A 23354-nucleotide genomic window follows, 5' to 3' on the forward strand; every position below is an offset into this window, starting at 1 on the left:
TTGGTGGCGACATCCCAGTATGCCGTGTTCGTGCTGCCGGATTTCATAGGAGAAATCGTGAGCGTGTGGCGCGGCACCTGTGGCGTGTCGGCGGCGCGGTCGCGGACCGGTTCTAGCTGGACGCTCGACCACGATATGGCCTGCTGGTTCGCCATGCGGCTTGCCAGCCCGGAGCGCGTGCCGCTCGTACTGCGCAGAGATGCCGCATGGGGTCCTTGCGCTGTACACGAAAGCGCGACGAAGCGGAGGCGGCGCTGGTGCGTGCACCCGCCGCCAGCGTGGAGGGGCGGTTGACGAATGGCAACGCCGCTTCGAGGCGGTGGAGGCGGCCCGGCGCGCGAAGGATTCCGCGCCGGTCAACCCATGACGCCAGTCTGGGAGCGGGCTACGTTGACCGAATTTGCCTACATAGAGCCTACATGGCCGCACAAAGCAAAAAGCCCAGTCCGAAGACTGGGCTTTTTGCTTGAATCCTGGTGCCGGAAAGAGGAATCGAACCCCCGACCTTCGCATTACGAATGCGCTGCTCTACCGTCTGAGCTATTCCGGCGTGCATCAGAGAAGAAAGATTATAGGAAGTCGCCGCGAATTATGCAAGCCTATTCCTCATCTTTTTTCATTTTTTCGCTTCGCTCAGTGCTTCGTGATGGTAGCGCGTGACTCGCTCGACCTCGTTCTTCGAGCCGAGGAATACGGCGACGCGCTCATGCAGGCTCTTCGGCTGGATGTCGAGAATGCGCGCTTCGCCGTTGGTCGCCATGCCGCCCGCCTGCTCGACGATGAACGACATCGGGTTCGCTTCGTACATCAGACGCAGCTTGCCGGGCTTCGACGGGTCGCGCTTGTCCGCCGGGTACATGAAGATGCCGCCGCGGTTCAGAATACGGTGCACGTCGGCGACCATCGAGGCAATCCAGCGCATGTTGAAGTTCTCGCCGCGCTCGCCGTCCTTGCCCGCGTTGAGTTCGCCGATGTACTTCTGCACCGGCTCATACCAGTGGCGAGCGTTCGACGCATTGATCGCGTACTCGCGCGTTTCTTCCGGAATGCGCATGTTGCTCTGCGTGAGCACCCACGAGCCCAGTTCGCGGTCGAGCGTGAAGCAGTTCACGCCGTGGCCGGTCGTGAGCACGAACACCGTTTGCGGGCCGTACACGGCATAGCCCGCGGCGACCTGCTTCGTGCCGGGCTGCAGGAACGATTCCTCGGTCGCCTGCTGGCCGTCCGGGCAGCGCAGCACCGAGAAGATCGTGCCGATCGACACATTCACGTCGATGTTCGACGAGCCGTCGAGCGGATCGAACACCAGCAGGTATTCGCCCTTCGGATAGTTGGCCGGGATCGGGAAGAACGTTTCCATTTCCTCCGATGCCATCGCGGCGAGGTTGCCGCCCCATTCGTTGGCGTCGAGCAGAATTTCGTTCGAGAGGATGTCGAGGTTCTTCTGCACTTCGCCCTGGACGTTCTCGCTGCCTGCCGTGCCGAGCGCGTCGCCGAGCGCGCCCTTGCTGACGTTGAAGCTGATCGCCTTGCACGCGCGCGCGACGACTTCGATCAGAAGGCGCAGGTCGGCGGGCAGGTTGCGGTGCTGGCGCTGTTGCTCGATCAGGTACTTGGTGAGGGTGGTGCGACGTTGCAAAGCCATTGCAGTACTCCGGATACGCTTGGGGATGTCGCAATTCTACCCGCTCGACTGTGACCGCCCGCCGCGCAGCCGCGCAAAATAAAGCGCCGGCGCGCAGCCCGGCTACGCGAGGCTAAAAATAATCAGGAAAAAATGCGCAAAAAAACCGGCGCGGCGGCCGGTTCGCGGGTTGGCGCGCGGCGCCGCCCTGGCGCCGCGCGTTCGACGTCATTTCGTCTGATCAAGCCAGCGCTTTTTCGACGATCTCGCGCACGTCGCGCGATTTCGCCTCGGCGGCCACGCGCTCCAGCGCCGCGCGCATGGCGTCGCGCAGCGCGGGCGTGAAGCGGCGCCACAGTTCGAGATTGCGGGCGAGGCGCGCCGCGACCTGCGGATTGAGCGCGTCGAGCGCGATCACCTGGTCGGCCCAGAACGCATAGCCCGAGCCGTCGGCCGCGTGGAACTGCGCGGGGTTCGCGGCGCAGAAGCTGAAGATCAGCGAGCGTGCGCGGTTCGGGTTCTTGATGTTGAACGCCGGATGACCCATGAGCGCGCGCACGGTCCCGATGGTCGGGCGTTGCGCCGTGCCGCGTTGCGTGGCCTGCAGCGCAAACCACTTGTCGATCACGAGGGGTTCCTTCTCGAAGCGCACATAAAAGTCTTCGAGCGCCTTGCGCGCCGGGTCGCCAGCCGCGCCGCCCGCGGCCGCCTGCACGTTCAGCAGCGCGGAAAGCGCCGCCGAGCGATCGGTCATGTTGTTCGCGGCGTCGTATTGCGCCGTCGCGAGCCGCACCGCTTGCGCGGAGTCGTCGAGTTCCGAGAGATACGAGAGCGCGAGGTTCTTCAATCCGCGATGTCCGGCCGCCTCGGGCGTCGGTTCGTATGCGCCCGGCGTGACGTTGCGCTCGTAGGCCGCGAGCCATTCGCTCTTGAGCGCCGTCGCCAGTTGCTTGCGCACGAACTGGCGTGCGGCGTGCACGGCGGCCGGGTCCGATTCGGCCATCTGCTCGGCGAGATACGTTTCGGAAGGCAGCATGAGCGCAAGCTCGCGGAACGACGGCGAGAGCGCTTCATCGGTCAGCACGCGGCGGAACGCATCGACGAGCGCGGGGTTGATTTCGAGCGGCTGGCCCGCCGCGGCGCGGCTCGCGAGCGCAAGCAGTTCGCGCGTGGCGAGGCGCTGGCCCGCTTCCCAGCGGTTGAACGCGTCGCTGTCGTGCGCGAGCAGGAAAGCGAGTTCGTCGTTGCCGTAGTCGTAATCGACGATGACGGGCGCCGAGAAGTTGCGCAGCAGCGACGGCAGTGGCCTCGCCATCACATCGGCGAACGTGAAGGTCTGCTGCGTGTCGGTCAGTTCCAGCACGCGCGTGGTGCCGTGCGCCGCGGTTTCGCCCTCGAGGCGCAGCGGCAGGTCCGCGCCGTCGGGGCCGATCAGTCCGATCGCAAACGGAATGTGCAGCGGGCCCTTTTGCGTTTCGCGCGCGGCGGGCGAGCCGTTGGCGTAACCCTGCGTGAGTGTCACGGCGTAGCAGCGCGTGCCTTCGTCATAGCTCGTCGTCACGGTGACGCGCGGCGTGCCCGCCTGGCTGTACCAGCGCTCGAACTGCGCGAGGTCGCGGCCATTGGCGTCGGCCATGGCGCGGCGGAAGTCGTCGCAGGTCACGGCCTGGCCGTCGTGGCGCTGGAAATACAGGTCCATGCCCTTGCGGAAGCCGTCGCGGCCGAGCAGCGTTTGATACATCCGCACGACTTCCGCGCCTTTTTCGTAGACGGTCATCGTGTAGAAGTTGTTGATCTCGACATAGCTCTCGGGGCGCACCGGATGCGCCATCGGGCCTGCGTCTTCGGCGAACTGCATCTGGCGCAGCACGCGCACGTCCTCGATACGCTTGGTCGCGCGCGCCGCTTCGTTTTCGTCGCCGCCCGACATCGCGGCCGAGAACTCCTGATCGCGGAACACCGTCAAGCCTTCCTTCAGGCTCAACTGGAACCAGTCGCGGCAGGTCACGCGGTTGCCGGTCCAGTTGTGGAAGTACTCGTGGCCGACCACGGCTTCGATGTTGGCGAAGTCGACGTCGGTGGCCGTTTCGGGATTCGCGAGCACGTACTTCGTGTTGAAGATGTTGAGCCCCTTGTTCTCCATCGCGCCCATGTTGAAGTCGCTCACGGCGACGATCATGAAGCGGTCGAGATCGAGTTCGAGGCCAAAGCGCTGCTCGTCCCAGTGGATCGAGTGGATGAGCGAGTCCATCGCGTGGCGCGTCTTGTCGAGATCGTGCGGCTCGACCCACACCTGCAGCAGCTTTTCCTTGCCCGAGCCACTCTGGATGCGCTCTTCCAGCGCCACGAGCTTGCCCGCCACGAGCGCGAACAGATAGCTCGGCTTGCGGAACGGGTCTTCCCATTTCGCATAATGACGGCCGTCGGGCAGATCGCCTTGCGCGATCAGGTTGCCGTTCGACAGCAGCACCGGGTAATCGATCTTGTCGGCGCGCAGCGTGACCGTGTAGGTCGCCATCACGTCGGGGCGGTCGAGGAACCAGGTGATGCGGCGAAAGCCCTCGGCCTCGCACTGTGTGAAGAAGTTGCCGCTCGACACGTACAAGCCCGAAAGCGTGGTGTTGGCCGCGGGATCGCATGCGCCGGTGAGCGTGAGTTCGAAGGCGTCGGGCACGTTCTCGACCGTGAGGCCGTGCTCGTGCGCGCGCACGTTCGCGTACCGCTTACCGTCGATCGCCGCGCCGATGAATTCGAGCTGCTCGCCCATGAGTTCGAGATGCGCGGTGGCCGCGGTGGCTGCGGCGTCGGGATTGCGACGCACGCGCAACGTGCTCTTGACGACCGTGCGTTCCGGCACGAGATCGAATTCGAGGTCGACGGTATCGATCAGAAACGCGGGCGGCGCGTAGTCTTCACGGCGGATCACGGTGGGCGTGGCGGTATCGGACATGGTCTGGATAGGGGCTCGGATCGGTTGGGCCGCGATGTGGATCGCGTTGTGGATCAGGTTGGCCGGGCGCTGCCCGCGTTCGCGCGGGCCCGGCGGTTCGCCCCATTGTACAAAGGCTCGGGCCGCTTTGTCCGCCGGGGCTCGGCCCCCGAACTTTCGCGCCGCGCCGCGAGTCAGTATGATCAGGCCCTGCCGCGCGGCTCGCGCAACGCAAACAAAACACGACCGGCACGGACCGGACACGATGGAATAAGCGCGGCGTAAAGATCGTATCGGAGAGAGCGGCCCCACGACTGCGCTTTTCCAACTGAAGCAATACTGCTACGAGAAGACCATGATGCACGACCGATGGACCCGCCGCGCCCTCCTGATGCTGGCGGCGCTCGCACTCACGCTCTCCGGCTGCACGACTTACGTGACGAGCCAGGTCACGGCGTTTTCCGCGTGGGACGGCGGCAGCGACGCCACGCGCACCTTTGCGTTCGCACGCAGCCCCGAGCAGAGCCAGAGCATCGAGCAAAGCACTTACGAGCAGTTCGTCGCCAACGGGCTCGCGATGCATGCGTTCCGCCTCGTGGCCGAGCCCCAGGCGCGCTATCTCGTGGGCCTCGCGTACGGCAGCCGCACGGACACGGTGACGGTCGCACAGCCCGTGTTCTACAACCCGTGGCCAGGCCCCTACTGGGGACCGTGGAACCCGTGGGGCGCGTGGGGACCGTATCAGCCTGCCTATGTGAACCAGACGTATCCCGTGTATTCGCATGCGCTCGGCATCCGCATCACGGAAAAGGCGAGCGGCAAGGAGGTCTACAACGTGACGGCGCGCACGTCAGGCGACGATCCCTCGCTCGTGCGCGTAATGCCTTTTCTCGTGCAGAGCGCGTTGGGCAATTTCCCGCTGACCAACGGCACGGTCGCGGAGGTCAAGATTCCGGTAGGCAAGAACGGCGGCGCGCCGAACGAGACCGCCGCGGCCCCGGCGAATGCGGGGCCGGGCGCCGCCCCCGCGCCGGCACCTGCGACCGTGAAATAGGCGCGCGTCAGAATCCCACGCCCAGAATCGCGAGCCCCCCGAGCACGACGAACAGCACGGCCGCGATCGCGTGCACGAGCTTTGTCGGCAGCGTGTGGGCGAAGCGGTCGCCGAGCAGGATCGCGGGCACGTTCGCGATCATCATGCCGAGCGTCGTGCCCGCCACCACGCCGAAGAAGTCGTGAAAGCGCGCGGCGAGCGCGACGGTCGCGATCTGCGTCTTGTCGCCCATTTCCGCGAGGAAGAAGGTCACCACCGTTGCGCCGAGCACGCCGAGCTGCGAGCGGTTCACGTTCGCCTCGCCTTCTTCGAGCTTGTCCGGCACGAGAATCCAGAAGCCCATTGCGACGAACGAGGCGGCGAGCGCCCAGCGCATGATGCCCGGCGTGACGAGTGCGCCGAGCCACGTGCCGAGCGCGCCCGCACCCGAGTGGTTGACGAGCGTGGCGACGAGCACGCCCAGAATGATCGGCAGGGGTTTGCGGTAGCGGGCCGCGAGCACGAGCGAGAGCAACTGCGTCTTGTCGCCGATTTCGGCGAGCGCGACCGCTCCGGTTGAAACCAGAAAGGCTTGGTTCACGTTGTGATGGATCCTCGGGCCGTGAAGTGTGCGAGCGACGACCCACGAACCGCCGGGCCCTGTTGCGGCGGTCATGGATCATCGGTCTCGCCAGGCCCGGGATAAAGGCTGCGTTCGCCATGGCCACGGGAGCGATACGGGCCAGGTCTGTTGACGGACGCCCCCGCGAATTCGCGCGGCCGGCCCCCAATCCGAAGACCGGCGCTGCGGCGCGAAAGCGGGGCGGCTACTCCCCAATGAGGCGCGGATTATAGCATGCGGATTTTCCTGTAACCCGCGTGGGGCGGGGCTGTCAGCGCTTCGCGCCGTCGCGGCTGTGCACGCGTTTGCCCGCCGCGTAGGTCTCGAACACGGCGCGGTCGTCGCCGAGCACGGCGAGTGCGAAGAGCAGTTCCTCGAGCGTCTCGGCGCGCGCCGTGCGCCGCGCGAGCAGCGGCGTGGCCTGCGCGTCGAGCACGACGAAGTCCGCCTCGCTGCCGGGCGCGAGCGTGCCGATCTTGTCGGCGAGATCGAGCGCCTGCGCCGCGCCCGCCGTCGCGAGCCAGAACATGCGCGTAGCCGTGAGGTGATGCCCGCCCATGCGCGCGACCTTGTGCGCCTCGTTCATCGTTTGCAGCATCGAGAACGAGGTGCCGCCGCCCACGTCGGTGGCGAGCGCGACGGGCATCGACGATTCGTCTGCCTTGTCGAAATCGAACAGGCCGCTGCCGAGGAACAGGTTCGAGGTGGGGCAGTGCGCCGCGACCGTGCCCGTGTGCGCCATGCGCTGGCGGTCCTCGTCGTCGAGCCAGATGCAGTGGCCGTACACGGCGCGGCGGCGCAGCAGTCCGTAGTGATCGTAGACGTCGAGGTAGCTGCGATGGCCCGGAAACAGTTCCTTGACCCACTTCACCTCGTCGGGATTCTCGGCCACGTGGCTCTGGATGAATACGTCGCCATGCGCCTTCGCGAGCGCGCCGCAGGCTTCGAGCTGCGCCTCGGTCGAAGTGGGCGCGAAGCGCGGCGTGAGCGCGTACATCTGGCGCCCGCGGTTATGCCAGCGCTCGATCAGCTCGGCGCTGTCGTCGTAGGCCGTTTGCGGCGTGTCGCGCAGGAACTCGGGGCAATGGCGGTCCATCAGCACCTTGCCCGCGACCATGCGCAAATTCTTCGCTTCGCTCGCGGTGAAGAGCGCATCGGCGGACTGCTTGTGCACCGTGCAGTACACGAGCGCCGTGGTCGTGCCGCAGGCGAGCAGCTCGTCGACGAAAAAGCGCGCCGTGTCCTGCGCCACGGCTTCGTTTTCGAAGCCGCGCTCGGTCGGGAACGTGTAGGTGTTCAGCCACGGCAGCAGACCCGGCGCGGGCGAAGCGATCATGTCCGTCTGCGGATAGTGGATGTGCGTGTCGATGAAGCCCGGCACGATCAGCTTGTCGCGCATATCGTGAACCGCCGCGCCAACGCTCACGCGCGACTTGAGCGCGGACCACGCGCCCGATGCGAGCACGTGGCCGTTTTCGACGATCACGACGCCGTCTTCGTCAAAGACAGCGGCGTCGGACGATTGCGCGGGGTCGCCGGTGAACGTCAACAGTTTTGCGCGGTAAGCCGATTGAGTCATGGGTACTTCGTCTCCGATAAATTCAGGTATTCGTCCAATGCATGCCCCGCATGACGTGTGCCGCTCCTGAAAACGCAGCACGAGAGGGCCCACGGTCCGGCGCTCGCGCGCTGGACCGGATTCGTGTGACAGCCCGGGCTGGGGCTTGCTGTGCGGACGACTTTCGCGTTCTTTGCCGGCTTTTTAAGCCGTTGCGCGATGCCAGTTCGCGTCGAGCTTCGCGATCAGCGCGGCGCGCTCATCGGGCGTCACGAACGAAGCCTCGAAGCCGTTGCGCAGGATCGTGTACACCTCGTCGTCGTCGAGCTTGAGCGCTTCGATGATGGCGCGGAAGTTCTCGTTGACGTAACCGCCGAAGTAGGCGGGATCGTCGGAATTCACGGTCACGGCGACACCCTTGTCGAGCAGCGCCTTGAGCGTGTGCTGGGTCATGTCGTCAAATACGCACAGCTTGGTGTTCGACAGCGGGCATACGGTCAGGGCCACGCGCGTGTCGGCGAGGCGCGTGACGAGCGCCGCGTCTTCGATGCTGCGCACGCCGTGATCGACGCGATCGACCTTGAGCAGATCGAGCGCTTCGTAGATGTACGAGGGCGGCCCTTCCTCGCCCGCGTGCGCGACGAGCTTCAGCCCCATCGCGCGTGCCTTCTCGAACACGCGCTCGAACTTCGAGGGCGGATGGCCGCGCTCGGACGAGTCGAGGCCCACGCCGATCAGGCGCGCATAGCGCGGGAACAGCGGCCGCGCGGCTTCGAACGTGGCGAGCGCGTCGGCTTCGCTCAGATGGCGCAGGAAGCACAGGATCAGCTTGCTCGTGAGGCCGCGCTTTTCGGCGTCGGCGAGCGCGCGGTCGATGCCTGCGACCACGGTTTCGATCGGCACGCCGCGTTCGGTGTGCGTTTGCGGATCGAAAAATATTTCGGTGTGCACGACATGGTCGGCGAGCGCGCGCTCGCAGTACGCCATCGTCATGTCGTAGAAGTCCTGCTCCGTGAGCAGCACGCTTGCGCCCGCGTAGTAAATGTCGAGGAACGACTGCAGGTCGGTGAACGCGTAGGCGGCGCGCAGCGCGTCGATCGACTCGTACGCGAGCTTCACGTTGTTGCGCTGCGCGAGCGCGAAGATCAGCTCGGGTTCGAGCGAGCCTTCGATATGGATGTGCAACTCGGCCTTCGGCGCGTTCGCGGCCTTTTCGACGAGCGCCTTTGCGCTGGCCGCGGTGTCGGCGGGGGTCGTGATCGTCATGTTCGGTTCTCTTGTGGGTTCTTCAATATTCGACATCACGCGCAATGGGTGGCGGGGGCATGCGCCGCGCTCGCGAGCTTCGCCGCCTCGATGGCCTGCAGCAGTTGCGCGGCGGCCGAAACGGCGATGACTTCCGGCGACTTGTCGACGATACCGTCCACGCCGAGCGGGCAGTTCATGCGCGCGATCTGCATGGGGTCGATGCCGCGCGCGGCGAGCCGGTGCTCGAACTGCGTGCGCTTCGTGTGCGAGCCGATCATGCCGAAGAACACGAAGTCGCCGCGGCGCAGGATGCGCTCGGCGAGATCGAGGTCGCGCGAATGATCGTGCGTCATCACGATGAAGCTCGTGCCGGGCGGCGCGGTGTCGACGGCTTCGTCGGGCGCGTCGTTGGCGTCGATCGCGACGTTGGGCGCGTTCAGCAGCGCGAATGCCTCGGGGGCCGGAAACGCGGCGTCGCGCTCGTCGACCCATAGCACGCGGCAGGGCAGCGTGCCGAGCACGCGCACGAGCGCCGCGCCCACGTGGCCCGCGCCGAACAGCACGACCGGAAAGTCGTTCGGCGCGATGGTTTCGGTGAGGAGCAGCGCGCCGCCCGTTTCCCAAAGCAGGCAGTCGGGCGCTTCCACGCCCGGTTCCGGTTCGGACAGCATGGCCGGATCGGCCGCGGTGCCTTCCCCTTCGGGGCTGCCGTTGCGCGAGGAGCGGAATGATACGCTACGCACGGTCGAAGCGCCTGCCGAAAGGCGGCGCGCGAGCGTGGCGAGCCAGCCGAGGTCGGCCACGTCGAGGCGCTCGAACGCGAGCACCACGGCGCCGCCGCAGCACTGGCCAAGGCTCGGCCCGAGCGCGAGGCGTTCGAGACGCCGCGCGTGCGGCGTACGCATGCCCTCGCGCAGCACCTGGCGCGCGATCTCGATGGCCTTCCATTCGAGGTGGCCGCCGCCAATGGTGTGGCGGGCCGCTTCGCGCGTGACGATCATCTTGGTGCCGGCCTCGCGCGGCGCCGATCCCTCGACGCGCGCAACGGTGACCAGCACGGCGGCGTCGCCGTGCGCGAGCAGTTGCTGCAGATCGGAAAGCCAGGTTTGCATCTGGCGGTTCTCCCTACGGGGCGGCACGGTGTTGCCTGTGCCGCCGGTTAATCTTCGTGGCCTCGCCTGGACCTTCGGCCGTGCATCACGGTTGGAGCGCGCGAAGCGCCGCCGGTTCGCTTTCAGTTTGCGCGACCCGCGCGGCCCGCGCGTTCAGCGCATCGAGCGCGTCGAGAATCGCTTCGGGCGTGGCGGGCGCGCGCAGCGGCGCGGCTTCGCGCGCCTCGGGCACCGCCGCGCCCACGGCGTCGCGAATCGCGAGAAAGACCGAGAACGGCAAAAGCAGCGGCGGTTCGCCCACGGCTTTCGAGCGGAATACGGTCGGCTCCACGTTGTCGTTGCCGCCGCTGCGATAGAGCTTCGCATCGAACGCCTCCGGCGTATCGCTCACCGCCGGAATCTTGTACGTGGACGGCGCGTGCGTCATGAGTTTTCCGTCGCGGTCCCACCACAGCTCTTCGGTCGTGAGCCAGCCCATGCCCTGGATGAAGCCGCCTTCCACCTGGCCGAGATCGATGGCCGGATTGATCGACTGGCCCGCGTCGTGCAGCACGTCCGCGCGCACGAGCTTCCATTCGCCCGTGAGCGTATCGACGACCACTTCCGATACCGCCGCGCCATAGGCGAAGTAGTAGAACGGATGGCCGGTGAGCGTGCGCGCGTCCCAATGCACTTTGGGCGTGGCGTAAAAGCCGTCCGACCACAGCTGCACGCGTTTCATATACGCGAGTTCGACGAGTTCGGCAAAGGGGATCGCCTTGCCGTTCGCTCGCGCATGGCCGTCTTCGAACGCGACGTTTTCGGGCGTGCCGCCGTATTGCGCCGCCGCGAACGCCGCGAGCCGCGCGCGGATCGTGAGCGCGGCGTCCTCGGCAGCCTTGCCGTTGAGGTCGCTGCCGGTGGAGGCCGCCGTGGCCGACGTATTGGCCACTTTCGACGTATCCGCGGCGCTCACGCGCACGCGCGCGAGCGGCAAACCGAGCGTGCCCGCCACGACCTGCGCGACCTTGGTGTTCAGCCCCTGGCCCATCTCCGTGCCGCCGTGGTTCACGAGCACCGAGCCGTCGCGGTACACATGCACGAGCGCGCCCGCCTGGTTCAGATGCGGAACGTTAAACGAGATGCCGAACTTGACCGGCGTGAGCGCCATGCCGCGCTTGAGCACGGGGCTCGATCGGTTATACGCGGCGATGGCGGCGCGCCGTTCGCGATAACGGCTCGACGCGAGCAGTTCGTCGGTGAGCGGGGCGAGCACGTTGTCCTCCACGCGCTGGCCGTACGGCGTGACGTCGCGCTCGCCGACGCCGTAGTAGTTCGCGCGCCGCACGTCGAGCGGATCGCGGCCCAGCGCTTTCGCGATTTCGTCGAGCATCACCTCCATCACGAGCGCGCCCTGCGGGCCGCCGAAACCGCGAAACGCTGTGTTCGACTGCGTGTTCGTCTTGCAGCAGAGCGCGACGATCTCGACGTCCGGAAGATAGTAGGCGTTGTCGAAGTGACACACCGCGCGCGTGGCGACCGCGCCCGACAGATCGGCGGAATAGCCCGCGCGCAGCGCGATCTCCACACGCGCGCCGAGTAGCCGCCCTTCGTCGTCGTAGCCCGCTTCGTACGTGTAGAGCGCATCGTGGCGCTTGCCGGTGATCATGAAGTCGTCGTCGCGGTCCGCGCGCAGTTTCACGGGGCGCCGGAGCTTGTGCGCCGCGAGCGCGGCGACGCACGCGAACAGCGCCGACTGCGATTCCTTGCCGCCGAAACCGCCGCCCATGCGCCGGCATTCGCAGCTCACGCGGTGCGCGGGCCAGCCGAGCAGATGCGCGACGACCTGCTGCATCTCGCTCGGGTGCTGCGTCGAGCTGTAGACCAGCATGCCCGTTTGCTCTTGCGGCAGCGCGTAGGCCACCTGGCCTTCGAGATAGAACTGTTCCTGGCCGCCCACGGCGAATTTGGCCGCGAGGCGATGCGGCGCCGCGGCGAGCGCGGCATCCGGCGCGCCCCGCACGAGACGCAGCGGGGGCAGCACGTAGTGCTGGCGCATGCGTGCGTCTTCGATGCTGAGAACGGGTTCCAGCGGCGCGTAGCGAACGACGTCTTCGCTTGCGGCGAGCGCCGCGGCGCGGCGCGCGAGATCGTAGCTCGTGGCGATCACCGCGAACACGGGTTGCCCGAGGTATTGCACGACGCCGCTCGCGAGCACCGGATCGTCGTGCACGACGGGGCCGCAGTTGTTCTCGCCGGGGATGTCGGCGGCTGTCAGCACTGCAAGCACGCCCGGAGACGAGCGCACGCGTTCCAGATCGAGCGCGACGATGCGGGCGTGCGCATGGCGCGCGAGGCCGAGCGCCGCGTGCACGGTGCCGTGCAATTCGGGAATGTCGTCGGTGTAGCGCGCCTCGCCGCTCACATGGGCATCGGCCGATTCATGCGGCAGCGGCGCGCCGAGCGCGCTTTCGTGCGCGTGCTCCGCGCCCGGTTCCGGGCGCATGACGAGCGGTTCGGCTTGATCGTTCATGGCGTGGCTCCGTCGGCGAAGGCGAACGCGTTGACCTCGCGCAGCGCGAGCGGCGCGTCGTCGCGCGTTTCGAGCCAGCAGCGCCACAGCAGGTTGCGCGCGACCTTCAACCGATACGCGCCGCTCGCGCGCATGTCCGTAAGCGGCTGATAGTCGGCGGCGAGCGCATCCATCGCGCGTTGCGCGCTCGCTTCGTCCCAGCGTGCGCCTTTGAGGGCGGCCTCGGCGAGCGCCGCACGCTGCGGGGTCGCGGCCATGCCGCCGTAGGCAATGCGCGCGCTCGCGAGCGTGCCGTCCTCGCGCACGTCGAGGGCAAACGCGCCGCACACGGCCGAAATATCCTGGTCGTAGCGCTTCGAGACCTTGTAGGTGCGAAAGCGCAGCGTCGGCGCGGGGCGCGGCACGCGGATCGCCTCGACGAATTCGCCCGCTTCGAGCGCGTTCTTCTGATAGCCCGTGTAGAACGCCGCGAGCGGCAGCGTTCGCACGCGCGCCGCGCGGCGCAGCACGAGCGTGGCGTCGAGCGCGAGCAACGCGGGCATCGAGTCGCCGATCGGCGAGCCGTTGGCAACGTTGCCGCCGAGCGTCCCCGCGTTGCGAATGGGCAGCGATGCAAAACGCGCCCACAGTTCCGCGAGTTCGGGGTAGTCGATGGCGAGCGCCGCGTACGCTTGTTCCAGCGTGACGGCCGCGCCGATCGTGAGCGTCTGGGCGTCGCGCGAAACGGTCGTCAACTGCGCGACGTTGCCCGTGTAGATGAGGTCGCCCAGGTCGCGGAACTGCTTCGTGACCCACAGGCCGATATCGGTGCTGCCCGCGAGCACGCGCGCGTCGGGATGCGCGGCCCGCAGCGCCGCGAAAGCTTCGAGCGTGCGCGGCCCGTAGAACGTGCTTTCGCCGTGCTCGGCGCCTCGTACATCGGGGCCGCGATACTCGAACGTGCCGGCGCGCTGCAGCGCGCGCAACTGCGCTTCGACGCGTGCGCGATCGAGCGCCACGCGCGGGTGGCAGGTTTCGTCGAACATGCGCAGCGCCGCTTCGATGATCGGCCGGTAGCCGGTGCAGCGGCACAGGTTGCCCGATAGCGCTTCGTTGATCTCCTCGCGGCTCGGCAGGCCCGCGCCGGCGGGCTGGTTCTCGTAGAGCGCCCACAAGGACATGACGAAGCCCGGCGTGCAGAAGCCGCACTGCGAGCCGTGGCAATCGACCATTGCCTGCTGGACGGGGTGCAGAGCGCCGCCGGGCTGGCGCAAGTCTTCGACGGTGTAGAGCGCGCGGCCGTCGAGGGTAGGGAGGAACTGGATGCAGGCGTTGACGGCCTTGAGCGCGAGACGGCCTTCGTCATCGAGTTCGCCCACGACGACGGTGCACGCGCCGCAGTCGCCTTCCGCGCAGCCTTCCTTGGTGCCGCAGGCGCGCAGATCCTCGCGCAGGTGCTGAAGCACCGTGCGCGTGGGAGGCAGGCCGCGCACTTCGTGCACGGCGCCTCGATGAAGGAAGCGGATGGTTTGCGTTGTCATGGTGAACCCGGGGACATTGCGGATCGGGCGCGCGTTACGGGAGGGGGCGCCGAAGCCGGCCTCGCGCACGTGGATCGCCATCCAGTTCCGAAGATAGCACCGCTCGCCGCAGGAAGTATTTCCCCCGCAAGATGGGGGTTATGTGATTTGGGTCATGACATGCCGACCCGCGGAGGGAGGCTGATTGGCGGTGTATGCGGAAAACGCGCCGGGATGGCGCTGAAGATGCGGGAATCGCGCGCAATCCGGTGCTGCCGTGCAAGGCAAACGCTCGACTCGCGCTGGCGGGATGCGCCGCCGAAGATCGGGCGGCGGACGATGTGCTGGCGCGGCGCGTGCGCGCCGTGCCCGTTAGCCGTTCAGCGGCGGATGCCGGGCCACGACACCTGGCGGTGCCGGTTGCGCCACAGGCTCAGGGTGACCGCCAGAAACGCGATGATGAACGCGAGCAGCGACCACATCGGCATGGTCAGGCCGAGCGTGGCCGGATAGGTGGTTTCGCAAAGGCCCTGCACCTTGAACACGCCCGGCAGCCAGTGCGCGAAAGGCAGGCCGTCGACAACGGGCTGCAGCGTATCGAAGCCGCAGCTATAGCTCGGGAATGCCTGCACCCAGACGAGTTTCGCGGCCGCGACCGCTCCGCCGACCGCCGACAGCACCACGAGCGCCTCGAGCACGCGCACGCCGCGCCAGCTCGTCATGCGCGCGCCGAGGAAGGCGAACACCGCGATCAGGATCAGGAAGTAGCGCCCGAGAATACATAGCGGGCAGGGCTCCTGATGCTCGACATATTGAAAGTACAGGGCGCCACCGAGGAGCGCGAGGCAGATCAGTCCAAGGAGGACCAGCAGGCCGCGCTCGCGGCGCAACAGCGCGTTATCGTCGTTCATGAGGCTCGTTTATGGGCTCGTTCGTTCGGGTTGTCAGTCGCAGCGCGAAGGCAACTGCGGCGACGTGACGGGATTCTAGCGCGAAGGTTGCGCGCGGCGCGGACGGCTCCTTGCTCGCGCGCACGGGTTGACGCCGCGATGGCCGCCCAGGTCAGCGCAGCGGTGCGAGCACCGCCTCGACGCCGCGCCCGATGGCGAGCAGCGCGTCGTCGTTGCCGGGCGCGGCGGCGAGCATCAGCCCGACCGGCGCCGCGCCGTAGTGATGGCACGGCAGCGAGAGCGCGCAGGCATCGAGGAAGTTGAACGCGCTCGGGTTGCGCAGCACGAGCGCGTTGGTGCGTGCGAAGACATCGTCGTCGGCGGCGAGCGGGGCGACGGGCGGCGGCGCGATCGGCACCGTCGGCGCGACCACGACGTCAAAACGCGACCAGAGCGAGGCCTCGGCCTCCGCCAGCACGGCGGCGCGCGCGGCGATGAGGTCCAGATAGTCGGCGGCCGTGGCGCTTTCGCCCTTGAGTATGCGCGCGAGCACGCGCGGATCGTACTGGTCGCGATGCTTCGCAATCAGCTCGCGATGCCACGCGTACGCCTCCATCGACGAGAAGCCGATGCGGTTGATGTCGGCGAAACGCTCGAAGGCGGCAAAGCGCACCTCGCTTACGATCGCCCCGGCCGCATCCAGATGCTTGAGCGCCGTATCGATCGTTTCCGCGACTTCGGGGTCCACGCCGTCGGTCACGTAGTGGGTGAGCACGCCGAGGCGCACGCCTTCGAGGTGGCGCGCGGCCGGCACGCGCGGCGCGAGCCCGGCGAGCACGCGGTCCACGAGCGCGCAACATGCCACCGTGTTGCCGATCGGGCCAAACGAGTCGAGCGTGGGGGAGAGCGGCACGCCGCCCGTTTTGGGCACGCGCGCGGCGGTGGGCTTGAAGCCGGTGAGGCCGCAGAACGCGGCCGGAATGCGGATGGAGCCGCCCGTGTCGGTGCCGAGGGCGACGGCGGCCATGCCGTCCGCGACCGAGGCCGCCGCGCCTGACGACGAGCCGCCCGCCACGCGCTCGTCGCCCGCCACGCCGCGCCGCCAGGGCGAGAGCGGCGTGCCGTAGTGCGGATTCAGCCCGAGGCCCGAGAACGCGAATTCGCTCATATTGGTGCGCCCGACCAGCACCGCGCCCGCGTGCCGCAGCCGCGCGACGGCGGCGGCGTCTTCTCTCGCGGGCGCTGCATTGGCGAGCGCCGTGGAACCCGCGCGCGTGACCTCGCCGGCCACGTCGAAGAGATCCTTCACCGAAACGGGAATGCCCGCGAGCGGCGAAAGCACGGTGCCGGCCGCGCGCAGGCGGTCGTGCGCGTCGGCGGCGGCGCGTACGCGCCCGGCGTCGACGTGTGTGAAAACGGTTGCGCCCTGGCCGGCCGGGTCGGCGATGCGTTCGAGCGCGGCTTCGGCGAGCGCGCGGCTCGTCGTGCGGCCCGCGGCGAGATCGGCGCCGAGCTGGGCGAGGGGCGGGAACGGCGTAAAGGCGGTGGATGTGGATGTCATGGCGGCGAAAGATTCGGTCGATGCGCTGCGGCGCGGGCGGCCACGGCCCGCGAGGGACGCATCATTGTAGGTCGGCTTTTTTCCTTGCGGGCGATTTGGCTCACGCCGCGCATCGGGTAACATGCACAAATTCGATAGCTATTTGTAAGGAAAGACCTTCATGCATCACGGAATCGGCTTCATTCAGGATCTGGCAGTCGTGATGGCGCTCGCGGGCGTCGTCACCGTGCTGTTTCATCGCCTGAAGCAGCCGGTCGTGCTCGGCTATATTGCGGCGGGCGTGATCATCGGGCCGTACACGCCGCCGTTCCAGCTCATCCACGACGAGCAGACCATCCAGACGCTGGGCGAACTCGGCGTCGTGTTCCTGATGTTCTCGCTCGGCCTCGAGTTCAGCCTGCGCAAGCTTTTCCAGGTGGGCGCGACCGCCATCGTCGCGGCGCTCTCGGAAATCGTGCTGATGCTGTGGATCGGCTACGAGATCGGCCGCGCGTTCGGCTGGGCCACGATGGATTCTCTGTTCCTCGGCGCGATTCTCGCCATTTCCTCGACGACCATCATCGTCAAGGCGCTCTCCGACCTCGGCGTGAAGCGCGAGCCGTTCGCGCAGCTCGTATTCGGCATTCTGATCGTCGAGGACATTCTCGGCATTGCGATGCTCGTGCTGCTGGGCGGCATTGCGCAGACGGGCGAACTGTCGCCGGGCATCGCGCTCATCACGCTCGGCAAGCTGCTGCTTTTCATGCTGGTTTCGCTGCTCGCGGGCATTCTGATCGTGCCGCGCGTGCTCGGCTACATCGCGCGCGTGGGCAACGACGAGATGCTGCTCGTCTCGGTGCTGGGCTTTTGCTTCGGCTTCTGCCTGCTCGTGGTGAAGCTCGATTACTCGATCGCGCTCGGCGCGTTCCTGATGGGCGCGGTCATGGCCGAGTCGCGCCATCTGCATCGCATCGAGCATCTCGTCGCGCCGCTGCGCGACGCGTTCTCCGCCATTTTCTTCGTGACGATCGGACTCATGCTCAACCCGCTCGTGCTGGTGGACTACGCGTGGCCGATCGCCGTGATCTCGATTGCCGTGGTGCTCGGCAAGCTCGTGTCGTGCGGCCTCGGCACCTTCCTCGCGGGCCGCGACGGACGCACCGCGATGCGCGTGGGCATGACCGTCTCGCAGATCGGCGAGTTCTCGTTCATCATCGCCTCGCTCGGTCTTACGCTTAAGGTGACGAGCGGGTTTCTCTACCCGATCGCCGTGACGGTCTCGGCGATCACGACGCTCACCACGCCTTACCTGATCCGCATTGCCGATCCGCTTTCGCAGCGCCTCGCGCGCGCCATGCCGCCCGCGGTTTCGAACGTGTTCGGCATGTATGGCCAGTGGCTGCGCTGCCTCGTGCCGCGCTCTGACGGGCCCACGCTCTTTTCGCTTACGAGGCGCATCGTCGTGCAGATTGCCGTGAACCTTGCGCTCGTCTCGGCGATCTTCATCGGCGTTTCGTATGGCGCGCGCTACGCGGCGCCGTGGCTCGCGCACTGGATCGGCGACGAACGCATTCAGCGCGTCGTGCTCTGGAGCGCCGCGCTCGTGCTCGCGATGCCGTTTCTCGTGGCCGTGTGGCGCAAGACGCAGTCGCTCGCGCTCCTGCTCGCCGAAGTGAGCGTGCAGCCGGAGAAGGCGGGGCGCTTCACGCGCGCCATCCGTCATGTGATCGCGGAACTGGTGCCCGTGGTTTCGATGTTCGGCGTGTTTTTGCTCGTGGCGGCGCTTTCGGGGACGATCCTGCCGCCCACGGGCTTTCTTGTCGGCGTGCTGGTGTGCGCGGCGGCGCTCACCATGCTGCTGTGGCGCTGGTGCGTGAAGATCCACGCGTCGATGCAGATTGCGTTGCGCGAGACCTTCGACGAGCGTCCCGACGCCTGACCCGGCCACGGCCGCGCCAGCAAGCGGCACGCCCCGCACGCCTGTTTGAGCCGCCCATTGTGTGACGGGATGTGAGCAATTGTGTGCGGGGGTGGCGGCGGAGTGCCGCGCGACGGATAATCGAACCTTGTTCATTCGTTCGCGCGCCGCGCGCCTGACCCCACGTCATGAGCGATAACAAATCAGAGCATCCCGCAGACCATCCCGAGGTCCCTGACGGCGCAAGCCGCCCAGCCGATGCCGGGCCTGCCGGCACTCCCTCGTCTTCTCCGTCCGCCGCTTCTGCTGGTCCCGCTGGTTCTTCCTCTGCACCGCCGTCCGCTTTTTCGTCCGCTTCTTCGACCGCTTCTTCGACCGCTTCTCCGTCTGCGTCCACTTCGCCCTCCGGGGAAGCCGCGCAACGGGCTTCGACCGATGCGCCCGAAAGCGCTTCGACTGTCACGCCGGGCATGGGCGCCGGGGCGCCGGCTGGCGCGACCGCGCCGGACGAGTTGCCGAAGCACGCGCCCGTCGGGGGCGCCCCGAATATTCCGATCGGCAAAATGGCCGAGGCCGGCAAGTCCGCGCCCGCTGTCCCTGGCGAACCGGCCAGCGCCAGCGAGGCGGCGGCGTCCGCCGCGCCGCAACGCCCCGGTGCCGCGCCCGCAGGCTTCGGCCAGGCGCCCGACTTCACGGCGCATCATCCGCCGCCGCCCGGCGCCATTCCGCCGGAGCCGCCGCGCTATCTACGCCCGAGCGATTCGGCGTGGGCGGTCTTCGGGCGCATTGTCGCGGCGCGTGCGCGGCAACTGTTCGACCGCGCCGGTCAGCGCATCACGCAGCGCACGTTGCGCATTGGCGTCTCGGCGCGCATTTTCCACCCGGAACCGGGCGGACAAGGGCTGCGCGGCAAGACGCTGCAATACCTGGAGGAGTCGATTGCCCACTGGGTGATGTCGCGCGACGTCATCGTGTTCATGATCCCGACGGTCGGCCACCAGGGCATGCTGCACCCGAGCAATATCCGCCTGCGCGATTACGCGAAGCATCTCGATGGCCTGTTGCTCCAGGGCGGCGCGGACGTCTCGCCGCAAACTTATGCCGAGATTTCGCCGCGCCCCGAATGGCCGGGCGATCGCGTGCGCGACATGTACGAACTCGAACTGCTGCATGAATTCGTCGAATCGGGCAAGCCGGTGCTGGGCGTGTGCCGCGGCTGCCAGCTCATCAACGTGGCATTCGGCGGCACGCTTTATCAGGACATCGCTTCGGACGTGCCGACGGCCGACGTGCACGTGAGCGAGCATTACGACCAGCATCGCCATGCGATCACGTTCCCGGAAGGCTCGACGTTCGCGAGCATGTTTCCCGGGCGGCGCGAGGCGATCGTCAACTCGATTCACCATCAGGCCGTGAGGAACCTTGGGCGCGACCTGACCGTCGAGGCGGTTTCGGCGAGCGACGGGCTCATCGAGGCGGTGCGTTACCGGCGCTCGCCGTTCGTCGTCGGCGTGCAGTGGCACCCCGAGTTCCACCGCGCGGGCGGCCCCGAACTGCTCGATTGCACGCCGCTGCTGGACACCTTCCTGCGATCCGCGCGCGAGACGCGTTTTTGATTGCGGACCACGGGTAAAGCGCAACGCGTCGCAGCGCATTGCAGAAACCCATCCCGGCCGCGCGCAAATCTGCGCGCGGTTTTCGTTTCCGTCTCCTTCCGCAGGGCCTACGTGCCTTGCGTTCTTTCCGTTCTTGATCGGCGTGCTTCCTACGTAAGACTCGTCCTAATCTTTCGAATCCACTGCTTATCCAAATTTAAACGTCGTTTTTGAGATTTCACGGCGGCGATAATGAAGGGTTACTGAGAATCCTGAATGGAATAGGCAGGTATGAAGCACTCAATCACGTTGCGTCGTGCGATGCTCAGCGCCGCGGCACTCATGGTGCTCCAGCAGGGCACGGCGGCATGGGCTGGCATGCCGGCCGCCGCCATGGATGCGGCCGGCATGTCCGGCGCGGCTGGGGAGCGTGTGCCGCTGGCGGGCAGCCGCCCGTCGCTTGACAGCCTGACGCCGCAGCCGGCAGGCGCGTTACCCGCTTCGGGCACCGTGGCCAGCGCGGACGAGCAGGCCAGCGCCGGCGCCGCGCAAGGCGACGTCGCGACGCTCATGCAACTGATTCACGACTCCCAACTCGTCGAACTGCGTACGACCTATAACGCGAGCTATGGCGCGAGTCTTTTTTTCTACCCGCCAGAGATGACGTACTACGTCGTGCTGTTTCAGGACAAGCACTTCTGGCGCGTGATCCGTTCGCAGGACGAAACACGTTCCGAGGCGATCTACGCAGACTTCGCGCGGCAAACGGAGCAGCTTTCGCAAATCGAAATACGCCGTACGGAACTCGAAGCGCAAAAGACGTTCATCGAACGTGTGATTGCGATGTCGGAAGAACGCGCGCGCCGCCTCCAGGCCGACCTTACCATCGCTCGCACGCAGCAGGCGCGAGTCGACGACTATCAGCGTCAGGCGCAGGGCGACGCTGCCGCGCTCAACGCTCAGAAGGCGCAGGCACAGGCGCAACTGCGCGAACTGCAGAGGCAGGTGGACGCGCTGCAGCGTGCGACGGAGGCGGGCCTGCCCGGGGCGGGGCGTTAAGCGTCGCGGGGCGGCTTCTCGCCGCCTGCGCAACGCCCTGCTGCAAATACGCAAGAGCCCGGCAAATGCCGGGCTCTCTTTTATGGTGCGACGGGGGTGGGGCCTGCGCGTTACTTTGCGAATCGGTCCGGCACCTCGGTGATGCGACGTTGCGAAACGTGATTGACCCATTCCGTGCTGTCGGCCGGCATGGCAGGCGAATTCGATGCCCGTGCCGGGGCGTAGGTTTTCGCGTAGGAAAGAATGGACGCGTATTCGTCGGCGGGATTCGCGCCGGTTTGCCGCGGCGAATAGCCTTGCGCTTCCGAGTAGGCGCCCAGCGCGCGATGCGACGTCACCGGACCCGCTTCGCGGTACGGCGCGAATGTGCGGACGTCGCGATGCACAGTCGTGCCGCGATCCGCCACGCGCTGACCGCTACCGCGCTTGGCCGCGCGCTCGCTGCCGTTGCCGTGCGCTTCGCGCTGGACCAGTCTCGCCGCCGACGCAGGCTGTGCGTGTGCACGCGCGCTGAAATCGGGTTTCGCCTGCGCTGATACCACGGCCTGCGACGGCTTGCGGGTATCGACGATGGTCTTTTGCGGTGCTTGAGCGGGTGCTGCCAAAGGCGCTTGCACCGGCTTTGCCACCGTGCGCGACGACACCACGGCAGGCGCGGACGCCGGGGTGCTGAGCCGTGCCGTGGCGCCGGTGGCGACGTTTTCGTGCTGCGCGCGCGCGTTAGCGAGGCGCTGCGAGTTGTCTTGACCCGCGTCTTGACCCGCGTTCGCATTGGGGCGTGAGGGTGCGCTGGCGGCTGCGCCAGGCGTATCGTGCGGCGCGTGACTCGCGAGGATCCATGCGAGCAGCGCGGCGCCGCCAATCGCGACCGCGCCGCCCGTGAGCTTGCGTTGCGCGAATGGCGGGAGTTGCGTTGGCGATGCGTCGGGCGTGTTGCGCGCGTGTGCGGCGCGCCCGGCTGACAGCCTGGCGGCCGATTCCCGCGCAACGGTCTCCATGGAGGCAGCGGGCGCGACAGGCGCGGCAACGGGCCTGGGCGGCTGCGGGGCAGGGAGGTGATCTTTGCCCCAGCCCACTGCCGCGCGAAACGCTTCCGCGCTCAGGCAGACCGTGCGCATGATGGCGGCATAGAGCGCACGCAGTTCGGTGCGCAGGCTGAAATGGGGGGGCGTGAGCGCCCATTCCCGGCCAAACGACGCGGGCAAACGGGCAAGCGGCCGAATGTGGGGCAACGCGAGCGCACCTTCGACCTGAACGAACGGAAATGTTGACATCGATCTCTCGCAACTCCGGCTTGGCGACGGCGCGCCGGGTGGCAATGTCATCGGCGGCGGATGGGTCGCCTGCGGCGCATGTAATTAAAAGGGATGGCAGCGATCATGACCGTCCCCATTTCGCCGTTCTATCAGAAATGTCCGAAAAGCTTGGGCGCTTTGCGCTGCGTCGGGGCGGCCGTCACTCGCCGTCGAGCCGATACACGTAACGCAGCGCGGTGATGTCGATGCCGCCCATGCGGTCGGGCTCCGAGCCCGAATAGGTCCAGCCCTGGCGTTCGTAGAACGCAATCGCGGGCGTGTTGCCGTCGAGCACGTACAGATAAAGCTGTGTCTCTCCCTGCGCGCGCGCCCAGTCCTGCGCCGCACGCATGAGTCGCTTGCCGACGCCAATACCCTGATGCGCCGGCAGCGCATGGAGATTGTCGAGCAGCACGCCCCAAGGGGAGCCCGGCTGGCGCTCGACGCATACGAACCCCACGGCCGCACCCGGCCCAAGCTCCGCGATCAGAACGAGACGCCGTTCGCCGCCCGGGGCCTCCATGCGCGCACGCCAGTAGGCCGAGCGTTCGGCGTCGACTTCGCTATCGAGAAACGCGGCGGGCAGCAGCGCGCGATACGTGGCCTGCCAGCTTGCGGCGTGCATGGCGGCGAGCAAGGGCGCATCGGCGGCGGTGGCCGGGCGCAGCGTGAGAGCGGGAATTTCGGTCATGCGGATGGAGGACGTTTGGGCGTCCCGATCAAGGCGCGCGTCGGGGGCCGCGCGCCGAGCCCTGCTGCGAAGTATTGTGCCCCATTCGAGGTCGCCCGCGGCGGCCGCGCCGAGTGTGAAAGCACGGCGAATTAATAAAGTAATAAATATGAAAGAAACTGCCGATACTGGCGCTTTTTGCTAGCCTCTTTTAAGGAAATGTCCGAATATCTGTCTCCCGGCGCGTACC

16 protein-coding genes, 1 tRNA gene and 1 riboswitch are annotated in these 23354 nt (G+C 67.2%); of the genes, 4 read left to right on the forward strand and 13 right to left on the reverse strand.

Annotated elements, in window-relative coordinates:
- Positions 1 to 474: 474 nt before the first annotated feature.
- From U5768_RS27250 to pepN, 3 genes are all read right to left on the reverse strand, one after another.
- A tRNA-Thr gene (locus U5768_RS27250) sits at positions 475 to 550 on the reverse strand.
- A 66-nt stretch (positions 551 to 616) separates the two neighbouring features.
- On the reverse strand, positions 617 to 1645 hold the full coding sequence (locus U5768_RS27255; protein WP_322033474.1) for a class 1 fructose-bisphosphatase: 1029 nt from the start codon (positions 1643 to 1645) through the stop codon (positions 617 to 619).
- A gap of 220 nt (positions 1646 to 1865) precedes the next feature.
- Entirely contained in the window at positions 1866 to 4574 is a 2709-nt protein-coding gene (gene pepN / locus U5768_RS27260; RefSeq protein ID WP_322033475.1) for an aminopeptidase N, read from the reverse strand.
- Positions 4575 to 4908: 334 nt separating this feature from the next.
- Between pepN and U5768_RS27265 the strand changes: the two genes are divergently transcribed.
- A complete protein-coding gene (locus U5768_RS27265; RefSeq protein ID WP_322033476.1) occupies positions 4909 to 5607 on the forward strand; it encodes a DUF4136 domain-containing protein in 699 nt (232 codons plus the stop codon).
- 7 nt (positions 5608 to 5614) lie between these two features.
- Here U5768_RS27265 and U5768_RS27270 read toward each other — a convergent pair whose 3' ends face one another.
- From U5768_RS27270 to U5768_RS27305, 8 genes are all read right to left on the reverse strand, one after another.
- Positions 5615 to 6187 (reverse strand): TMEM165/GDT1 family protein, encoded by a 573-nt coding sequence (locus U5768_RS27270; protein ID WP_322033477.1) that lies wholly within the window; start codon positions 6185 to 6187, stop codon positions 5615 to 5617.
- Positions 6188 to 6242: 55 nt separating this feature from the next.
- A riboswitch (yybP-ykoY riboswitch) is annotated at positions 6243 to 6445 on the reverse strand.
- 34 nt (positions 6446 to 6479) lie between these two features.
- Complete coding sequence (gene guaD, locus U5768_RS27275; RefSeq protein ID WP_322033478.1) at positions 6480 to 7787, reverse strand: guanine deaminase; 1308 nt, start codon at positions 7785 to 7787, stop codon at positions 6480 to 6482.
- Between the two features lie 183 nt (positions 7788 to 7970).
- Positions 7971 to 9032 carry an adenosine deaminase gene (locus U5768_RS27280; RefSeq protein WP_322033479.1) on the reverse strand — a complete coding sequence of 354 codons (1062 nt, stop codon included), beginning with the start codon at positions 9030 to 9032 and terminating at the stop codon, positions 7971 to 7973.
- A gap of 35 nt (positions 9033 to 9067) precedes the next feature.
- On the reverse strand, positions 9068 to 10126 hold the full coding sequence (xdhC, locus tag U5768_RS27285) for a xanthine dehydrogenase accessory protein XdhC (RefSeq protein WP_322033480.1): 1059 nt from the start codon (positions 10124 to 10126) through the stop codon (positions 9068 to 9070).
- A gap of 85 nt (positions 10127 to 10211) precedes the next feature.
- A complete protein-coding gene (xdhB, locus tag U5768_RS27290) occupies positions 10212 to 12611 on the reverse strand; it encodes a xanthine dehydrogenase molybdopterin binding subunit (protein WP_415913981.1) in 2400 nt (799 codons plus the stop codon).
- A gap of 23 nt (positions 12612 to 12634) precedes the next feature.
- Positions 12635 to 14158 carry a xanthine dehydrogenase small subunit gene (xdhA, locus tag U5768_RS27295; RefSeq protein WP_322033482.1) on the reverse strand — a complete coding sequence of 508 codons (1524 nt, stop codon included), beginning with the start codon at positions 14156 to 14158 and terminating at the stop codon, positions 12635 to 12637.
- Between the two features lie 359 nt (positions 14159 to 14517).
- Positions 14518 to 15048: a disulfide bond formation protein B gene (locus U5768_RS27300; protein WP_322033483.1), complete on the reverse strand. Its 531-nt coding sequence runs from the start codon at positions 15046 to 15048 to the stop codon at positions 14518 to 14520.
- A 151-nt stretch (positions 15049 to 15199) separates the two neighbouring features.
- Positions 15200 to 16588, reverse strand: a complete 1389-nt coding sequence (locus U5768_RS27305; RefSeq protein ID WP_322033484.1) for an amidase — start codon at positions 16586 to 16588, stop codon at positions 15200 to 15202.
- 160 nt (positions 16589 to 16748) lie between these two features.
- On the opposite strand from U5768_RS27305, the gene U5768_RS27310 reads away from it, so the two are divergent.
- The 3 genes from U5768_RS27310 to U5768_RS27320 all read left to right on the forward strand — a co-directional run bounded on the left by U5768_RS27310 (position 16749) and on the right by U5768_RS27320 (position 21139).
- The gene (locus tag U5768_RS27310) at positions 16749 to 18506 is read left to right on the forward strand and encodes a cation:proton antiporter (RefSeq protein ID WP_322033485.1); all 1758 of its coding nucleotides are present in this window, start codon (positions 16749 to 16751) and stop codon (positions 18504 to 18506) included.
- Between the two features lie 167 nt (positions 18507 to 18673).
- The gene (locus U5768_RS27315) at positions 18674 to 20101 is read left to right on the forward strand and encodes a type 1 glutamine amidotransferase (protein WP_322033486.1); all 1428 of its coding nucleotides are present in this window, start codon (positions 18674 to 18676) and stop codon (positions 20099 to 20101) included.
- A gap of 270 nt (positions 20102 to 20371) precedes the next feature.
- Positions 20372 to 21139, forward strand: coding sequence for a DUF2968 domain-containing protein (locus U5768_RS27320; RefSeq protein WP_322033487.1), 768 nt, complete (start codon positions 20372 to 20374; stop codon positions 21137 to 21139).
- Between the two features lie 110 nt (positions 21140 to 21249).
- On the opposite strand, the gene U5768_RS27325 is transcribed toward U5768_RS27320, so the two are convergent.
- Both U5768_RS27325 and U5768_RS27330 read right to left on the reverse strand, forming a co-directional pair.
- Positions 21250 to 22413 carry a hypothetical protein gene (locus U5768_RS27325; protein WP_322033488.1) on the reverse strand — a complete coding sequence of 388 codons (1164 nt, stop codon included), beginning with the start codon at positions 22411 to 22413 and terminating at the stop codon, positions 21250 to 21252.
- 181 nt (positions 22414 to 22594) lie between these two features.
- Complete coding sequence (locus tag U5768_RS27330) at positions 22595 to 23125, reverse strand: GNAT family N-acetyltransferase (RefSeq protein ID WP_322033489.1); 531 nt, start codon at positions 23123 to 23125, stop codon at positions 22595 to 22597.
- Positions 23126 to 23354: the final 229 nt, after the last annotated feature.

This window comes from Paraburkholderia sp. J76, from assembly GCF_905220295.1.
In the GTDB taxonomy this organism is placed as follows: domain Bacteria; phylum Pseudomonadota; class Gammaproteobacteria; order Burkholderiales; family Burkholderiaceae; genus Paraburkholderia.